Raw genomic sequence first — 13,419 nt, 5'->3', positions numbered from 1 at the left:
GTATAAAAACCTCAAAAAAATCATTGTTTTTTTAGTTATTCCTTTTATGGTCACTGCATGTTCTGGGAATAAAGACATGAGTAAGAAAGAATTTTCTTATCGGGAAAGTATTTTAACCAAAGCCAATAACTATGGTGGACTAATTACCTTATACCGTGACAAATTAAAAATAAAAGAAGATGACAATGTTAGATTAAAATTAGCCAATACATATTATCTTGCTGGTGATACTAAGTCATCGCTATACTACTTGTCGTCAATAGCACATAAAAAAAATGAATCTATTAGATTATTACATGCCAAAAACCTTATTAACAATAATGATTATGCTGCGGCCAAGACCGTTATTGATAACTTATTGATTATTTCACCGAAAAATCCAGAAGCACATAATTTAAAGGGCATTATTTTTGCAAACAATGGTGAAATAACTAAAGCTGAAAATTCTATTGAGCAATCTAGAGATCTATTTATTTCTGATGAAACAGCGATGAATAATCTTGCTGTGATAGCGATCCTAGATGAGCGTTATTCTGATGCAGTTAGAATATTGCTTCCTGACTATCTGGCAGGAAAGAGAGATCGTTTAATGTTACATAATTTGGTATTCGCATTAGTTAAAATTAATGATAATCAATATGCAAAAAAGATAATTTCGGCTGAAAAAATGGCTAAAAACCCTGATAACTTAATATTAGCTCTCAGTCAAGTGAGTAACCCCTATCAAGATAAGTTTTCTGGAAAGGTTGACTAATGAGTAAAATGAATATGCTTTTCTTTCATGAAAATAGAGGTTCTACCACTATTGAGTTTTCGATCATCCTGATTTTGTTTTTATTCATGCTGTTATTTAGTGCTGAGATTGCACGCTTACTTTATATTTCTGCCAATTTGGATTTGGCCGTTTCCGAGGCAACAAAGTCGGCGAAAAATAAAGATCGAAATAACAATTCTAGCTATAATTCAGTGCTACGGAGAAAATTAATTTCACATCATGGCATTCTTGGTTCATTTATCATTGATGATAATACGCTAAGCTCAAATGTTTTATTTAGTGAAAGCATATCTGATATCATTAATAATGACACATCAGATAACAATACATTACCGCTGGCTAAATATAGCGTCAGGTATTTATATCGCCCAGTCTTTTTTCCTATTCCATCTTATTTGTCTACTATTTTCCTGTCAAGAGAGGTTATTTTTGTACAAGAAAACTAATCAAATAAATATGATTAAAAATACACAAGGTGCAGTTGTCATTGAATTCGTTTTTGTTGTTTTTATTACTACTCTTTTTATAAAAACATTAATATCAGTAGCAGATTATTACGCAACCGTTGGAAAGCTAGATCGTATTTCATATTCATTAGCGGGAATAGTGCGCGAAAGAACACGACTATACAACAATGATAGGATATTAACACAAGAACAGGTTAATCAAATAAAAAAATTAGCAGACAATATGTTATTAAGTTCAGGGACTCCTGTTAATAATCTTGCAATAAAGATAGAAACGCTACATTTTAATCAAACAGATTCATCTACAGAAAAAAATAAAAGTATTGATGATACGAAAAGCTTGTCCTTCAATATTGGAGCTTGTGAGCCGGACAAGTCACTCAACGAGTTAACCCAACTATCAACATTCAGTAATGCCGGAAGATGGATCCCTTTATATCAAGTGACATTATGTTTATCGTCAGCTCCTGGGTATGAAACTTTATTTGCACCTATAAAATCATCCTCTATTACGGTCGAACGTTAATATCTAAACATATGAATATAACACTCATACAGTAAAGGTTATTTATGTTGGAAAAAAATATTACTTTTATAAAGATAAAGAACTTTATAAATAATGAAAGTGGTGCAATATTATTGCCATTTATTATTTTATTGCCTTTTTTTATTGGGCTGATTTTTGTGTCTTTTGAAATTTCTCATTTTATACAAAAAAAAGCCAGGGTATCTGATGCTATAGAGCAAGCTGCATTAGCATTAACAGTTGAAAATAATAACAATCCTGATGCTATCCAAGTACAAAAGAATAATGCTCTTGTCTCTTCTTATGCTAGTGCATACTTACCATCAGAGACGTTTTCGATACCCAGAATAACAATAGCCAGTAATACCAACCATCTCCAATATAATGTAGCTATTACTATGAATTACCCTGCATTATTTTTAAATAATACACTTCTTACTCGCACGAATGAGAATATAAGTATTACTGATAGTGGGGCCGCCAAAAAATATATCTCCAATCATTCTGAACCCACAGATGTTGTTTTTGTCGCTGACTATTCAGGTTCAATGAAGAAACCATTTGAGAATTCTACAAGTCCTGAAAGTAAAATAGAAGCACTAACACGCATATTTAAAAAACTAAATAATAAAATAGATAATAATGATGTCATTAATGTTATTGGATTTGCTCCATTTTCATGGGGAAGTAAAAAGATTATAAAAAATGAAACATTTTGTCACTACCCATTTGTACCTAAAAAATACAGATCAAAAGGCAATTATCTGAGTCGTTACACTGCGTCTGGATTAAAAAAATTTCCAGGATTAGAAAACTTAGGCGATATTATTAATGTTAAATATGGGGAATTAAGCGATAGTGAGAACGATGTTAAAAAAGTCATTAAAAAAATTGAAGATAATATTATTGATGATAAGAACAGTTCTAAAGCTGTTAAACTTTTCAGATATGCCAGTTATATTAATTACACAATGACGATATGGATGATTATTGCAGATAACATTGACTACGAACAGACAGTTAACTCAATTTCTCATAAAACCGAAGAGAGAAATATTAACATTCCTATATCTGATGTTCTCAATAATGATTTTTGCCTAAAAAATCTAAATGCACATATTATCGATAAAAACAACATTAATAACTCAATATTATCTGATGCTTTAAGTTTTGATGTTAGGGGCGCAACATTGATAAGTTCAGGGATATTAGCAGGTAATAACATATTCAAACAAACAAATGACAATCAAAAAAAACTAATGATTATTCTTTCTGACGGTGATGATAGTAATCATATTAACAGTGATCTTTCTGATGATTATAAAGATAAAAACTACTTTAATATTACTAAAAAACTTGTTGAGAAAGGGATGTGTGAGAGGATTAAAGAAAACAATATTAGAATGGTATTTATTGGTATTGGATATGTCCCAAGAGAGGATATTGACTGGAAAAAATGTGTTGGGGAAAATAATTTCTTTCTGGCCCAGAATGCTCATGAATTGGAGCAAGATCTAGAGCAAGTACTCTTAGCAAATGATGAAGTTGGCCGTAATATACCAAAAAATTGAAATCAGGCGCGGTAATATCTACCGCGCCTGTTATTGACTATTTTGCGCCGCCCGCTTCCATGCCGACTAATCCTACTTTGAGATAACCCGACTTACGTAAAGCGTCCATCACGCTCATCAGAGTTTCATAATCCACTACTTTATCCGCTTGGAAGAAAATGGTGGTTTCTTTGTTAGATTGGGTCACTTTATCCAGCGCCGCAGCCAGTGTATCGCGGTCGACCTGCTGATCACCAACATACAGCTGATTATCCGCTTTCACTGTCAGAAAAACCGGCTTCTCAGGCCTTGGCTGTGGCACTGCTGAAGATGCCGGCAAGTCCACTTTGATATCGACTGTTGCCAGTGGCGCTGCCACCATAAAGATAATCAGCAATACCAGCATGACATCAATGAAAGGTGTCACGTTAATTTCGTGCAGTTCACCACTTTCATCAAGGTTATCGTTCATCCGCATGGCCATAAATCACCCCGCACGCAATTGGTGAGGCTGCTTAGGTGACTTTGCTTCAGCGCTGCTGCTCAAATCAAGGTCACGGCTCAGCAATAATAATACCTGTGCAGCAACATCCCCTACCTGAGCGCGGTAAGAACCAATCAGGCGAGCGAAGATATTATAGATAACCACCGCAGGAATTGCGGCAACCAGGCCAAGGGCTGTTGCCAGCAAAGCTTCGGCAATACCCGGAGCAACAACAGCCAGATTGGTGGTCTGTGAGTGGGCAATACCGATAAAGCTGTTCATGATGCCCCAAACAGTACCAAACAAACCGACAAACGGAGAAATGGCACCGATTGTCGCCAGGAAGCCATTACCTTTGCCCATTTGGCGGCTAATGGCAGCAACACGGCGCTCCAGACGAAAAGCAGTACGTTCTTTAATGCCGTTGTTATCGTTTGATTCTGCCGATAACAGGCGCTCGTTTTGCGCTTCACGCAGTAATAAGCCGCTGATGCTCTCTGGAGAGAAAACCTCTGCTCGCTCAGACGCGGTATCAAGATCAGTGACCGCGCCGATAACCTCATGTTCTTGCCGTAAACGGCGGCGGGCGCGGAATAATTCAGTACCTTTGGAGAACAGAATGGTCCAGGTCACGATTGATGCCAATACCAAGCCAATCATTACGCCTTTCACCACCACGTCAGCATGTTGATACATGCCCCAAACGGAGAGATCCATCGCCAAGCCTTGTGGGGCAGGAGCTGTTAATGGCTGAACTAGCGGTGCCGGTATTGTGGGTGCAGCAGTTTCTGTATTGGCAGGGGCTGCTACAGATGTCATTTCCGGTGCAGGTAACGGCGTTGATGTTGCTGTCGTCGTTGGTGTCGTCACTGATGCAGCGACTGCGCTACTGTTGCCCGGCGCGGCGAATGCATGGCCGGTTAAACCTGCCACCAGCAATAATGCCATCGCGCCTTTCATCATTCGGCCTTGCACGAATGATTTGTCTTTAATCTTTTTGCCAGCTGTTTTCACGCTGCGCCTCCACCCAATATGCATATCAATTTAAGGACGAAATCAGCTGCCGATCATATCAAACAAATCGGGGATTGATAGTAATTATCATTAGTATTTGCGCCTATTTTTTGAGAAAAAATAAGAATTCCCCTGATATCAGGGACTACGCGGAATGATCAATGGATAAACATTCTGAGCTGTACAGATTGAGTGACACTTTATGTAAAAATAAAAAAGGATTAATTGCAGAGAGCGCTTTGGCATGAATTAAGTCCTCCCCTAACGGCCTCCCCTTAATAAATTTCCTATTTCGTCACTTACACAGCATTTTTCCATTACAAACCTGCGGAAAACAGCGAGTCGCCCTCTTTAGTTTTTTTCATGGTGAAAGCTACCCTCTCATCACAATCATCATGCTAACGTAAGGAATAATTACATCCCAATAATGAATGCTGACCATAGAATAATGGGCATGCTGATAAGAAGGTAACAAAGCGATTATGTCTGCAAATAAACCCACGACAGAAAAATTAGAAACAATCTTAGTTAGCGCTGGCAGAAGTCAGAAATTCACCCAAGGCTCGGTCAATACCGTCATTCAGCGCGCATCTTCTTTGGTTTTTGAGTCAGTAAAAGCCAAAAAGCACGCCACCATTAATCGCGGAAATGGCGCGCTATTTTATGGCCGTAGAGGCACGCTAACCCACTTTTCTTTGCAAGAAGCCATGACAGAACTGGAAGGTGGCGCGGGTTGTGTGCTTTATCCTTGCGGTGCTGCCGCTATCAGCAATGCCATTTTATCATTTGTTTCCACCGGCGATCATGTGTTGATGACGGGTTCGGCCTATGAACCGGCTCAAAGTTTTTGCGATAAAATCTTATCGCGTATGAATATCACCACCACTTATTTTGATCCTATGATGGGAGCCGAAATTGCCTCATTGATCACTCCGCAAACTAAAGTGGTTTTTCTTGAGTCACCCGGTTCCATCACGATGGAAGTGCAAGATATTCCTGCCATTGTTAAAGCCATCCGCGCGGTTTCTCCAGAGATGATTATCATCATGGACAATACATGGGCAGCTGGCGTGCTGTTTAAAGCACTGGATTTTGATATTGATATCTCCATCCAATCAGGAACTAAATATATTATTGGCCATTCCGATGCCATGCTGGGGATTGCGGTCGCCAACACCCGTTGTTGGGAGCAACTGCGCGAAGATTCTTATCTGATGGGGCAAATGGTGGATGCCGATACCGCCTATCTTGCCAGCCGGGGCTTACGTACGCTGAGTGTGCGTTTAAAGCAGCATGAAAAAAACAGTATCGAAATCGCAAACTGGCTGGTTCAGCGCCCGGAAGTTGCTGCGGTCTATCACCCTGCACTGCCCGGTTGCAAAGGCCATGAATTCTACAAACGAGATTTCACCGGCTGCAATGGTTTGTTTTCTTTTGAATTAAAAGAAGAATTAACCCAGCAGCAGTTAGAGGCCTATCTCGACCACTTTACTCATTTCAGCATGGCTTTTTCGTGGGGCGGGTTTGAGTCTTTGATTCTGGGGTATCAGCCCAAGGATATCCGGGCAATCCGCAAATATGAGGGGGAGGGAATCAAAGGCACATTGTTCCGTCTGCACATTGGGTTGGAAAATGTACAAGATTTGCAGGACGACTTAACCGCTGGGTTTGAGCGCATCAAAGCTTCGCAATAACATTTATGAGCGCTATGGTTTGTTAATGTGCGGTGATAATCCCCGCGCATTAATCCTCTCTTACACAATTAGTGTCAACGGCGCGTATATATCCCCTTAAAAATTTTGTTATTGAGGATAAGATCAATGTGGATTAGCGCCATTACCGATACACTAGGTAAAAACTTACAACAATATCCTCACACGATAGGCAAACAGGAACAGAAATGGATGTATTACGCGAAATCCTTCATGCCTTATGGCAGCAGGATTTTAGTAAACTTGCCGACCCGAATGTGATTTGGGTTATTTACGGCATACTTTTTACCACCCTTTTTTTAGAAAATGGTTTGCTGCCAGCCTCTTTCCTCCCCGGTGATAGCCTGTTGCTCTTGGCGGGTGCACTGATTGCTAAAGGTGTCATGGCATTCTGGCCCACCATGATAATTCTGACCGCTGCGGCCAGCTTGGGTTGTTGGCTGAGTTACCTGCAAGGATTATGGTTGGGAGATACCAAAGTGGTAAAAAGGTGGTTGTTGCAGCTCCCCGTTCATTATCGCCAACGCGCCCATAACCTGTTTGTTCGCCACGGTCTGGCGGCCCTGATTATTGGCCGTTTTCTGGCTTTTGTCCGGACTTTATTACCCACTTTAGCGGGTATTTCAGGTTTAAATAGCACGCGTTTTCAGTTCTTTAACTGGCTCAGCGGGCTGCTATGGGTGGGTAGTGTCGTGGGGTTGGGCTTTGCACTTAGCCATATCCCCCTGGTTAAACATTATGAAAATCAAGTCATGACCGCCCTGATGATTTTGCCGATTGTTTTGTTATTGGTGGGGTTGGTTGGCACACTGGCATTGGTCTGGTGTAAACGTAAAAGCGTGGCTGAGTAAGCTTCTCCGCTCGAACAGCTAAACGGCGCTTAGTGCGCCGTTTTGTATAGATATCACCTCAGTTAGTGCGTAACTTGGCAACTTCTTCACTCGGTGTTACGCCGAAATAGCGTTTAAACTCGCGGCTAAATTGTGAAGCGCTCTCATACCCTACCTTGTTCGCTGCGGTGCTGGCCTTTAGCCCGTCGTGTAGCATCATCATTCGCGCACGGTGTAGCCGGTAGGATTTCAAATATTGTAGTGGCGACGTGTTAGTCACTGCTTTGAAATTATGATGAAACGCGGAGACGCTCATGTTCACATCCGCGGCTAATTGTTCAACATTCAGGTTATCTGCAAACTGATTTTCGATACGCCGCAATGTCTTGGTAATTTGATTAAAGTGCCCATGGCGATTAACCAAAGCTTGCAATGCCCCGCCGCACTGTCCACATAACACGTAGTAGATGATTTCTCTCACAATTTGTGGGCCGAGCACCCTGGCATCACGAGGGTTGGACATCACATCCAGCAACCGCTCGGTGGCGCAGAGCATCTCTTCAGTCAGCGCAGATGAGTTGACGCCAGAGGTATTGCCGAAAGGTTTATCGAGTTCGTCATCACCGATATCTATAATTAAATCTTGTAGCATCTGGCTGTCTATATGAATCGAAATCCCGGCCAGCGGCACTTCCGGGCTGGCAAAAGTTTCACATTCAAACGGCAGCGGCACGGTCAGAATCAGGTAGTTTTTCGGATCATACTGAAATACTTTGCTGCCCAGATAACCCACTTTATGCCCCTGAAATATAATAACGACACTCGGGGTATACATGACGGGCGTGCGCGGTTGGTGTACGGTGGAATATAGAATTTTCACCTTGGGTACAGCGCTAGGGGTTAAACCATTACCTTGAGCCAGGCGAGCAATCATCCCAGCCATCTGTACCTGAATATCAGTAACTTCAACCATTACGCTCTCACCTGCTTCTGTTATCTGGAACGATCCGACATAAATTGTGCAGTATTTTGCGAATTTTCTACAGTGATTTGTAGAAATAGGCAAGAGCAAGGCAGAAATGTGCATTGAGGTATAGCCCCAGGTTACCGACAATGGCTACCACTGATACCGCGACAAACAGCTATTTCCCCACAAGCTATTGCGCCGCAAACTAATCTCTTAGTTCTTATTGTTCCTTACCCTAAGCTGGAAGAAAAATTATGCAAAATTTTACCCTTCATACCCCGACAAAAGTGTTGTTCGGTACTGGTCAGATAGCGCAACTGAGTAAAGAAATTCCTGCTAATGCACGTATTTTAATTACCTATGGTGGCGGCAGCATCAAACAAAATGGCGTACTCGACCAAGTTCACCAAGCGCTGAAAGGCTTTGATTACCTGGAGTTTGGCGGTATCGAACCGAACCCTACTTATGAAACCTTAATGAAAGCTGTTGAGGTTTGCCGGGCAGAAAAAATCACTTTCCTACTCGCTGTGGGTGGCGGGTCAGTATTGGATGGCACTAAATTTATCGCGGCGGCCGTCAATTATCCACAAGACCCATGGCATATTCTGGAAACCACCGGCAGCGATATCAAAGAAGCACTGCCTATGGGTTCAGTGCTGACCTTACCGGCGACGGGTTCTGAAGCTAACAGTGGCGCAGTGATCAGCCGCCGCAGCACCGGTGATAAGCAACATTTCTTCTCGCCTCATGTACAGCCGCTATTTGCTGTGCTGGACCCTGTAGTGACTTATACCTTACCACCGCGCCAGGTGGCTAACGGTGTGGTTGATGCTTTTGTACATACCATTGAGCAATACCTGACTTATCCGGTGGATGCCAAAGTACAAGACAGATTTGCTGAAGGTTTGTTGTTAACCCTGATTGAAGAAGGCCCGAAAGCCTTAACTGATCCTGATAATTACAATGTACGCGCCAACATTATGTGGAGCGCCACCATGGCATTAAATGGCCTGATTGGTGCCGGTGTCCCACAAGACTGGGCGACTCATATGCTGGGCCACGAACTGACAGCGCGTCACGGGCTGGATCATGCACAAACATTGGCAGTGGTATTGCCCGCTCTGTTAGTGGCGAAGAAACAGCAAAAACGCGCGAAATTACTGCAATATGCGGAGCGTGTCTGGAATATCCGTGAAGGTACTGAAGACCAACGCATTGATGCTGCTATTGCCGCTACCCGCCACTTATTTGAAAGCATGGGTGTCGCGACTCGCTTATCTGATTACAAACTGGATGGCAGCACCATTCCTGATTTAATCAAAAAATTAGAAGAGCACGGTATGACCGCACTTGGCGAGCACAGTGACATCACTTTGGCCGATAGCAAACGTATCTACGAAGCTGCGGTCTAATAATATAGTTTAGCGAAATACAATGTGATCTATACCTTAAATAATTCGAGTTGCAGGAAGGCGGTAAGTGAGAGACAAATTGGTTGTAAACCATTTTGAACAGCGCTTGCGCTGGCCCGTAGGGTGAGCCTCTGATGAGGCTCATAATCCCGATGAACTTACTGTGTTGTAAGTGATTCGGGTGACAAATCTGCCCGGAGCAGATTTGAACGCTGCTGGCAGCGGCCTCGCAGAGGCGAGGCCCATGGATGGGCCGAGTAACGAACGTAGCCAACACGCATGCAGCTTGAAGTATGACGGGTATAAGCTGAGGAGATCAATATGGCGACGCAACCCATTATCAAATTGCACGATGGAAACCTGATGCCACAACTCGGTCTTGGCGTTTGGCAAGCAAGTATTGAAGAAACACAGCTTGCTGTCACCAAAGCACTGGAGATCGGCTATCGTTCAATCGATACAGCGGCTATTTATAAAAATGAAGAGGGTGTTGGTCAGGCGCTGAAAACGACCAATGTCGCCCGTGATGAGCTATTTATTACCACTAAGCTGTGGAATAGTAACCAAAATAATCCGCAGCAAGCACTGGAAGAGAGTCTGAAAAAACTTCAGCTCGATTATGTGGATCTCTATCTAATCCACTGGCCAGATCCAGCACAAGACCGCTATGTCGGTGCCTGGCGTGAATTGATCGCCTTGAAAGAACAAGGTTTGGTCCGCAGCATCGGCGTCTGTAACTTCCACATCCCTCATTTGCAGCGGTTGATTGATGAAACCGGCGTTGCCCCGACTGTCAATCAGATTGAGCTTCACCCCCTGCTCCAGCAGCGGCAACTCCATGCCTGGAATGCCACGCATCATATTGCGACAGAATCCTGGAGCCCGCTGGCTCAAGGCGGCGATGGCGTTTTCGATCAAGCCATCATTCGTGAATTGGCGCAAAAATATGGTAAGACCCCAGCACAGATAGTCATACGTTGGCATCTGGACAGCGGGCTGATTGTTATTCCTAAATCAGTGACACCGGCGCGCATCAGGGAAAACTTTGAAGTATTTGATTTTAAACTACACAAAGATGAACTGACGGCAATTTCGAAGTTGGATAGCGGTAAACGATTGGGGCCAGACCCAGATGCACCCAGGGCCTGACCGCTGATTTATCAGCTTCTTAATGAGGCTTAGCTTTCCCTCTGGCGACACCAGAGGGTTTATTCACCGGCGCTCTGTTTGCGCCGGTTTTGCTGTCTGCTTTCTTGGCCGAGGAACTGCCCGTAGTGGCCTGCGCGGTTTTATCCAAAGGGGCTTTACCCGCAGGAACTTTGCCTGCTGAGGCTGCATTCGTGCGGTTACCCGGTTGACGCTGACGAGTGATAACAGTGTGCTTGGTCAACGCTGGTGTATGATGACGAAACGCCCGGCGTGCTTCACGTTGTTCTTCCAGCGTCGGTGCCGGAACCAAAGATTCACGGCGGCTACCAATTAAATGTTGCAGCCCCATTTCCTCTAATGCCGTGCGGATCATCGGCCAGTTAGCGGGATCATGATAACGCAGCAATGCTTTATGCAACCGCCGCTGACGATCTCCTTTCGGAACAACAACATCCTCACTTTTGTAATCCACTTTGCTCAGCGGGTTCTTGCCGGTGTAATACATGGTGGTGGAGTTAGCCAGCGGTGATGGATAGAAGTTTTGCACCTGATCCAAACGGAAACGGTTTTTCTTCAGCCAAAGAGCCAAATTCACCATATCTTTATCTTCCGTCCCCGGATGAGCTGAGATGAAATACGGAATCAAATATTGCTCTTTACCCGCCTGCTTGGAATAGGTATCAAACAGCTCTTTAAAGCGCTGATAGCTGCCCATCCCCGGTTTCATCATTTTTGAAAGTGGCCCTTCTTCGGTGTGTTCTGGGGCTATTTTCAAGTAGCCGCCTACATGATGGCTGGCTAATTCTTTGATATAACGCGGATCTTCCACCGCCAAGTCATAACGAACACCAGACGCAATCAGGATCTTTTTAATCCCTTTCAAATCACGTGCTCGCCGATATAGTGAAATGGTCGGCTCATGGTTAGTGTCCATGTGCTGGCAGATTTCAGGGTAAACGCAGGATGCACGGCGGCAAGTTTGCTCGGCTCGTGGCGACTGGCAGCGCAGCATATACATGTTTGCCGTTGGGCCACCCAGATCAGAGATGATGCCGGTAAAACCAGGGACTTTATCGCGAATTTCTTCTATTTCGCGAATGATGGAATCTTCAGAGCGGCTCTGAATAATGCGCCCTTCATGCTCGGTAATCGAACAGAACGAACAGCCACCATAGCAACCGCGCATGATATTGATCGAGAAACGAATCATATCGTAAGCTGGAATTGGCGATTTCCCATAAGACGGGTGCGGCACACGCTGATAAGGCAGGGCAAAAACGCTGTCCATTTCTTCCGTGCTAAGCGGGATAGCCGGTGGGTTAATCCAAATATAGCGGTCGCCATGTTTTTGCATCAAAGCCCGCGCACAACCGGGGTTAGTTTCATGATGTAAAATCCGCGAAGTGTGGGCATACAATACTTTGTCTACTTTCACTTTGTCATAGGATGGCAGCAAGACATAGGTCTTCTCCCATGGTTTGGGTTTGGCGGCCCGCACGGTAATAGGTTTGGCTTCCGGCTCGGGAACACTGTTTGTCGCGCACGGCAAATCTTCACCATAGGGGTTCGGAATAGCTTCAATACGGCCCGGTTTATCCAACCGAGTAGAATCCACGCCACTCCAACCCGGTAATGGGGTTTTGCGCATCACAACGGTGTTACGCACATCCTGAATATCAGCAATTTTCTCACCCGCAGCCAGGCGGTGTGCCACTTCAACCAGTGGCCGCTCACCATTGCCGTACACCAGCATATCGGCTTTGGCATCAACAATGACTGAACGGCGCACAGTATCAGACCAATAATCATAATGGGCAATACGGCGTAAGCTGGCTTCAATTCCGCCAAGCAATACCGGCACATGGCTATAGGCCTCTTTGCAGCGCTGGCTATACACCAAAGTGGCGCGATCTGGCCGCTTACCGCTTTTATTATCCGGCGTATAAGCATCGTCATGGCGCAATTTGCGATCAGCGGTATAGCGGTTAATCATCGAGTCCATATTACCCGCGGTGACGCCGAAGAACAGGTTCGGCTCACCCAAGCGCATGAAATCATTTTTATTTGTCCAATCTGGCTGAGCAATGATCCCTACACGGAAGCCCTGAGCCTCCAGCATGCGGCCAATGATAGCCATGCCAAAACTGGGGTGGTCAACATACGCATCGCCGGTGATGACAATAATGTCACAGCTATCCCAGCCCAATATGTCCATTTCTTCGCGAGACATCGGTAAAAATGGCGCAGTGCCATAGCATTCAGCCCAATAAGGCTGATAAGAAAACAGGTCACGCTCTGGCTGGATCAGGCTGGTACTCATGGCAACACTCTTTGAATTGGGGAAAGTTGGGGTGGTTCGGGTTAAGAAATCATCACCGGGCGGCGATTATACGCATTTATCCATGGAAAGAGGAGGGGTAAATCTGTTGATGACATGATTCGCGCCACTAATTAGAACAGGATCACTGGACGATGATTCACCGAAACAATTATTAATCGAAGCAATTATTCATCGAAGCAATGATCTATCGAA

12 protein-coding genes are annotated in these 13,419 nt (G+C 44.0%); 8 read left to right on the top strand and 4 right to left on the bottom strand.

Annotated elements, in window-relative coordinates:
* From FTA91_RS18075 to FTA91_RS18060, 4 genes are all read left to right on the top strand, one after another.
* On the top strand, window positions 1-754 hold a 754-nt coding region (locus FTA91_RS18075), incomplete at its 5' end, for a tetratricopeptide repeat protein (RefSeq protein ID WP_413081222.1).
* A complete protein-coding gene (locus tag FTA91_RS18070) occupies window positions 754-1,221 on the top strand; it encodes a TadE/TadG family type IV pilus assembly protein (protein ID WP_145583733.1) in 468 nt (155 codons plus the stop codon). The genes FTA91_RS18075 and FTA91_RS18070, both read left to right, overlap by 1 nt.
* The gene (gene tadF / locus FTA91_RS18065) at window positions 1,205-1,768 is read left to right on the top strand and encodes a tight adherence pilus pseudopilin TadF (RefSeq protein ID WP_235896875.1); all 564 of its coding nucleotides are present in this window, start codon (window positions 1,205-1,207) and stop codon (window positions 1,766-1,768) included. The genes FTA91_RS18070 and tadF overlap by 17 nt, the downstream gene beginning before the upstream one ends.
* 44 nt (window positions 1,769-1,812) lie before the next feature.
* Window positions 1,813-3,339: a TadE/TadG family type IV pilus assembly protein gene (locus FTA91_RS18060; protein ID WP_145583732.1), complete on the top strand. Its 1,527-nt coding sequence runs from the start codon at window positions 1,813-1,815 to the stop codon at window positions 3,337-3,339.
* Window positions 3,340-3,376: 37 nt separating this feature from the next.
* Here FTA91_RS18060 and exbD read toward each other — a convergent pair whose 3' ends face one another.
* Both exbD and exbB read right to left on the bottom strand, forming a co-directional pair.
* The gene (gene exbD, locus FTA91_RS18055) at window positions 3,377-3,802 is read right to left on the bottom strand and encodes a TonB system transport protein ExbD (protein WP_004390102.1); all 426 of its coding nucleotides are present in this window, start codon (window positions 3,800-3,802) and stop codon (window positions 3,377-3,379) included.
* Between the two features lie 3 nt (window positions 3,803-3,805).
* Window positions 3,806-4,816 carry a tol-pal system-associated acyl-CoA thioesterase gene (gene exbB / locus FTA91_RS18050; RefSeq protein WP_072082399.1) on the bottom strand — a complete coding sequence of 337 codons (1,011 nt, stop codon included), beginning with the start codon at window positions 4,814-4,816 and terminating at the stop codon, window positions 3,806-3,808.
* 482 nt (window positions 4,817-5,298) lie between these two features.
* Here exbB and metC point away from each other — a divergent pair, with 482 nt between their 5' ends.
* Window positions 5,299-6,510, top strand: coding sequence for a cystathionine beta-lyase (metC, locus tag FTA91_RS18045; RefSeq protein ID WP_050112292.1), 1,212 nt, complete (start codon window positions 5,299-5,301; stop codon window positions 6,508-6,510).
* 206 nt (window positions 6,511-6,716) lie between these two features.
* The gene (locus FTA91_RS18040; RefSeq protein ID WP_050112291.1) at window positions 6,717-7,379 is read left to right on the top strand and encodes a DedA family protein; all 663 of its coding nucleotides are present in this window, start codon (window positions 6,717-6,719) and stop codon (window positions 7,377-7,379) included.
* Between the two features lie 58 nt (window positions 7,380-7,437).
* Here the strand turns inward: FTA91_RS18040 and FTA91_RS18035 are convergent, their stop codons facing one another.
* Window positions 7,438-8,331, bottom strand: a complete 894-nt coding sequence (locus tag FTA91_RS18035) for an AraC family transcriptional regulator (RefSeq protein ID WP_050112290.1) — start codon at window positions 8,329-8,331, stop codon at window positions 7,438-7,440.
* Between the two features lie 248 nt (window positions 8,332-8,579).
* Here FTA91_RS18035 and yqhD point away from each other — a divergent pair, with 248 nt between their 5' ends.
* On the top strand, window positions 8,580-9,737 hold the full coding sequence (yqhD, locus tag FTA91_RS18030; protein WP_145534096.1) for an alcohol dehydrogenase: 1,158 nt from the start codon (window positions 8,580-8,582) through the stop codon (window positions 9,735-9,737).
* Between the two features lie 321 nt (window positions 9,738-10,058).
* A complete protein-coding gene (dkgA, locus tag FTA91_RS18020) occupies window positions 10,059-10,886 on the top strand; it encodes a 2,5-didehydrogluconate reductase DkgA (protein WP_145583730.1) in 828 nt (275 codons plus the stop codon).
* A 19-nt stretch (window positions 10,887-10,905) separates the two neighbouring features.
* Here the strand turns inward: dkgA and FTA91_RS18015 are convergent, their stop codons facing one another.
* Window positions 10,906-13,206, bottom strand: coding sequence for a YgiQ family radical SAM protein (locus FTA91_RS18015; protein ID WP_145583728.1), 2,301 nt, complete (start codon window positions 13,204-13,206; stop codon window positions 10,906-10,908).
* Window positions 13,207-13,419 lie beyond the last annotated feature (213 nt).

The organism is Yersinia thracica, from assembly GCF_902170565.1.
GTDB lineage: Bacteria > Pseudomonadota > Gammaproteobacteria > Enterobacterales > Enterobacteriaceae > Yersinia > Yersinia thracica.
This window is presented reverse-complemented; position numbering and strand designations above follow the sequence as displayed.

What these genes read in the sequence shown, in the direction of transcription:
- dkgA (WP_145583730.1), top strand. Translation starts at nt 10,059, where the DNA reads ATGGCGACGCAACCCATTATCAAATTGCACGATGGAAACCTGATGCCA.
- FTA91_RS18035 (WP_050112290.1), bottom strand. Translation starts at nt 8,331, where the DNA reads ATGGTTGAAGTTACTGATATTCAGGTACAGATGGCTGGGATGATTGCT.
- metC (WP_050112292.1), top strand. Translation starts at nt 5,299, where the DNA reads ATGTCTGCAAATAAACCCACGACAGAAAAATTAGAAACAATCTTAGTT.
- FTA91_RS18060 (WP_145583732.1), top strand. Translation starts at nt 1,813, where the DNA reads ATGTTGGAAAAAAATATTACTTTTATAAAGATAAAGAACTTTATAAAT.
- yqhD (WP_145534096.1), top strand. Translation starts at nt 8,580, where the DNA reads ATGCAAAATTTTACCCTTCATACCCCGACAAAAGTGTTGTTCGGTACT.
- exbD (WP_004390102.1), bottom strand. Translation starts at nt 3,802, where the DNA reads ATGGCCATGCGGATGAACGATAACCTTGATGAAAGTGGTGAACTGCAC.
- FTA91_RS18015 (WP_145583728.1), bottom strand. Translation starts at nt 13,206, where the DNA reads ATGAGTACCAGCCTGATCCAGCCAGAGCGTGACCTGTTTTCTTATCAG.
- FTA91_RS18040 (WP_050112291.1), top strand. Translation starts at nt 6,717, where the DNA reads ATGGATGTATTACGCGAAATCCTTCATGCCTTATGGCAGCAGGATTTT.
- FTA91_RS18070 (WP_145583733.1), top strand. Translation starts at nt 754, where the DNA reads ATGAGTAAAATGAATATGCTTTTCTTTCATGAAAATAGAGGTTCTACC.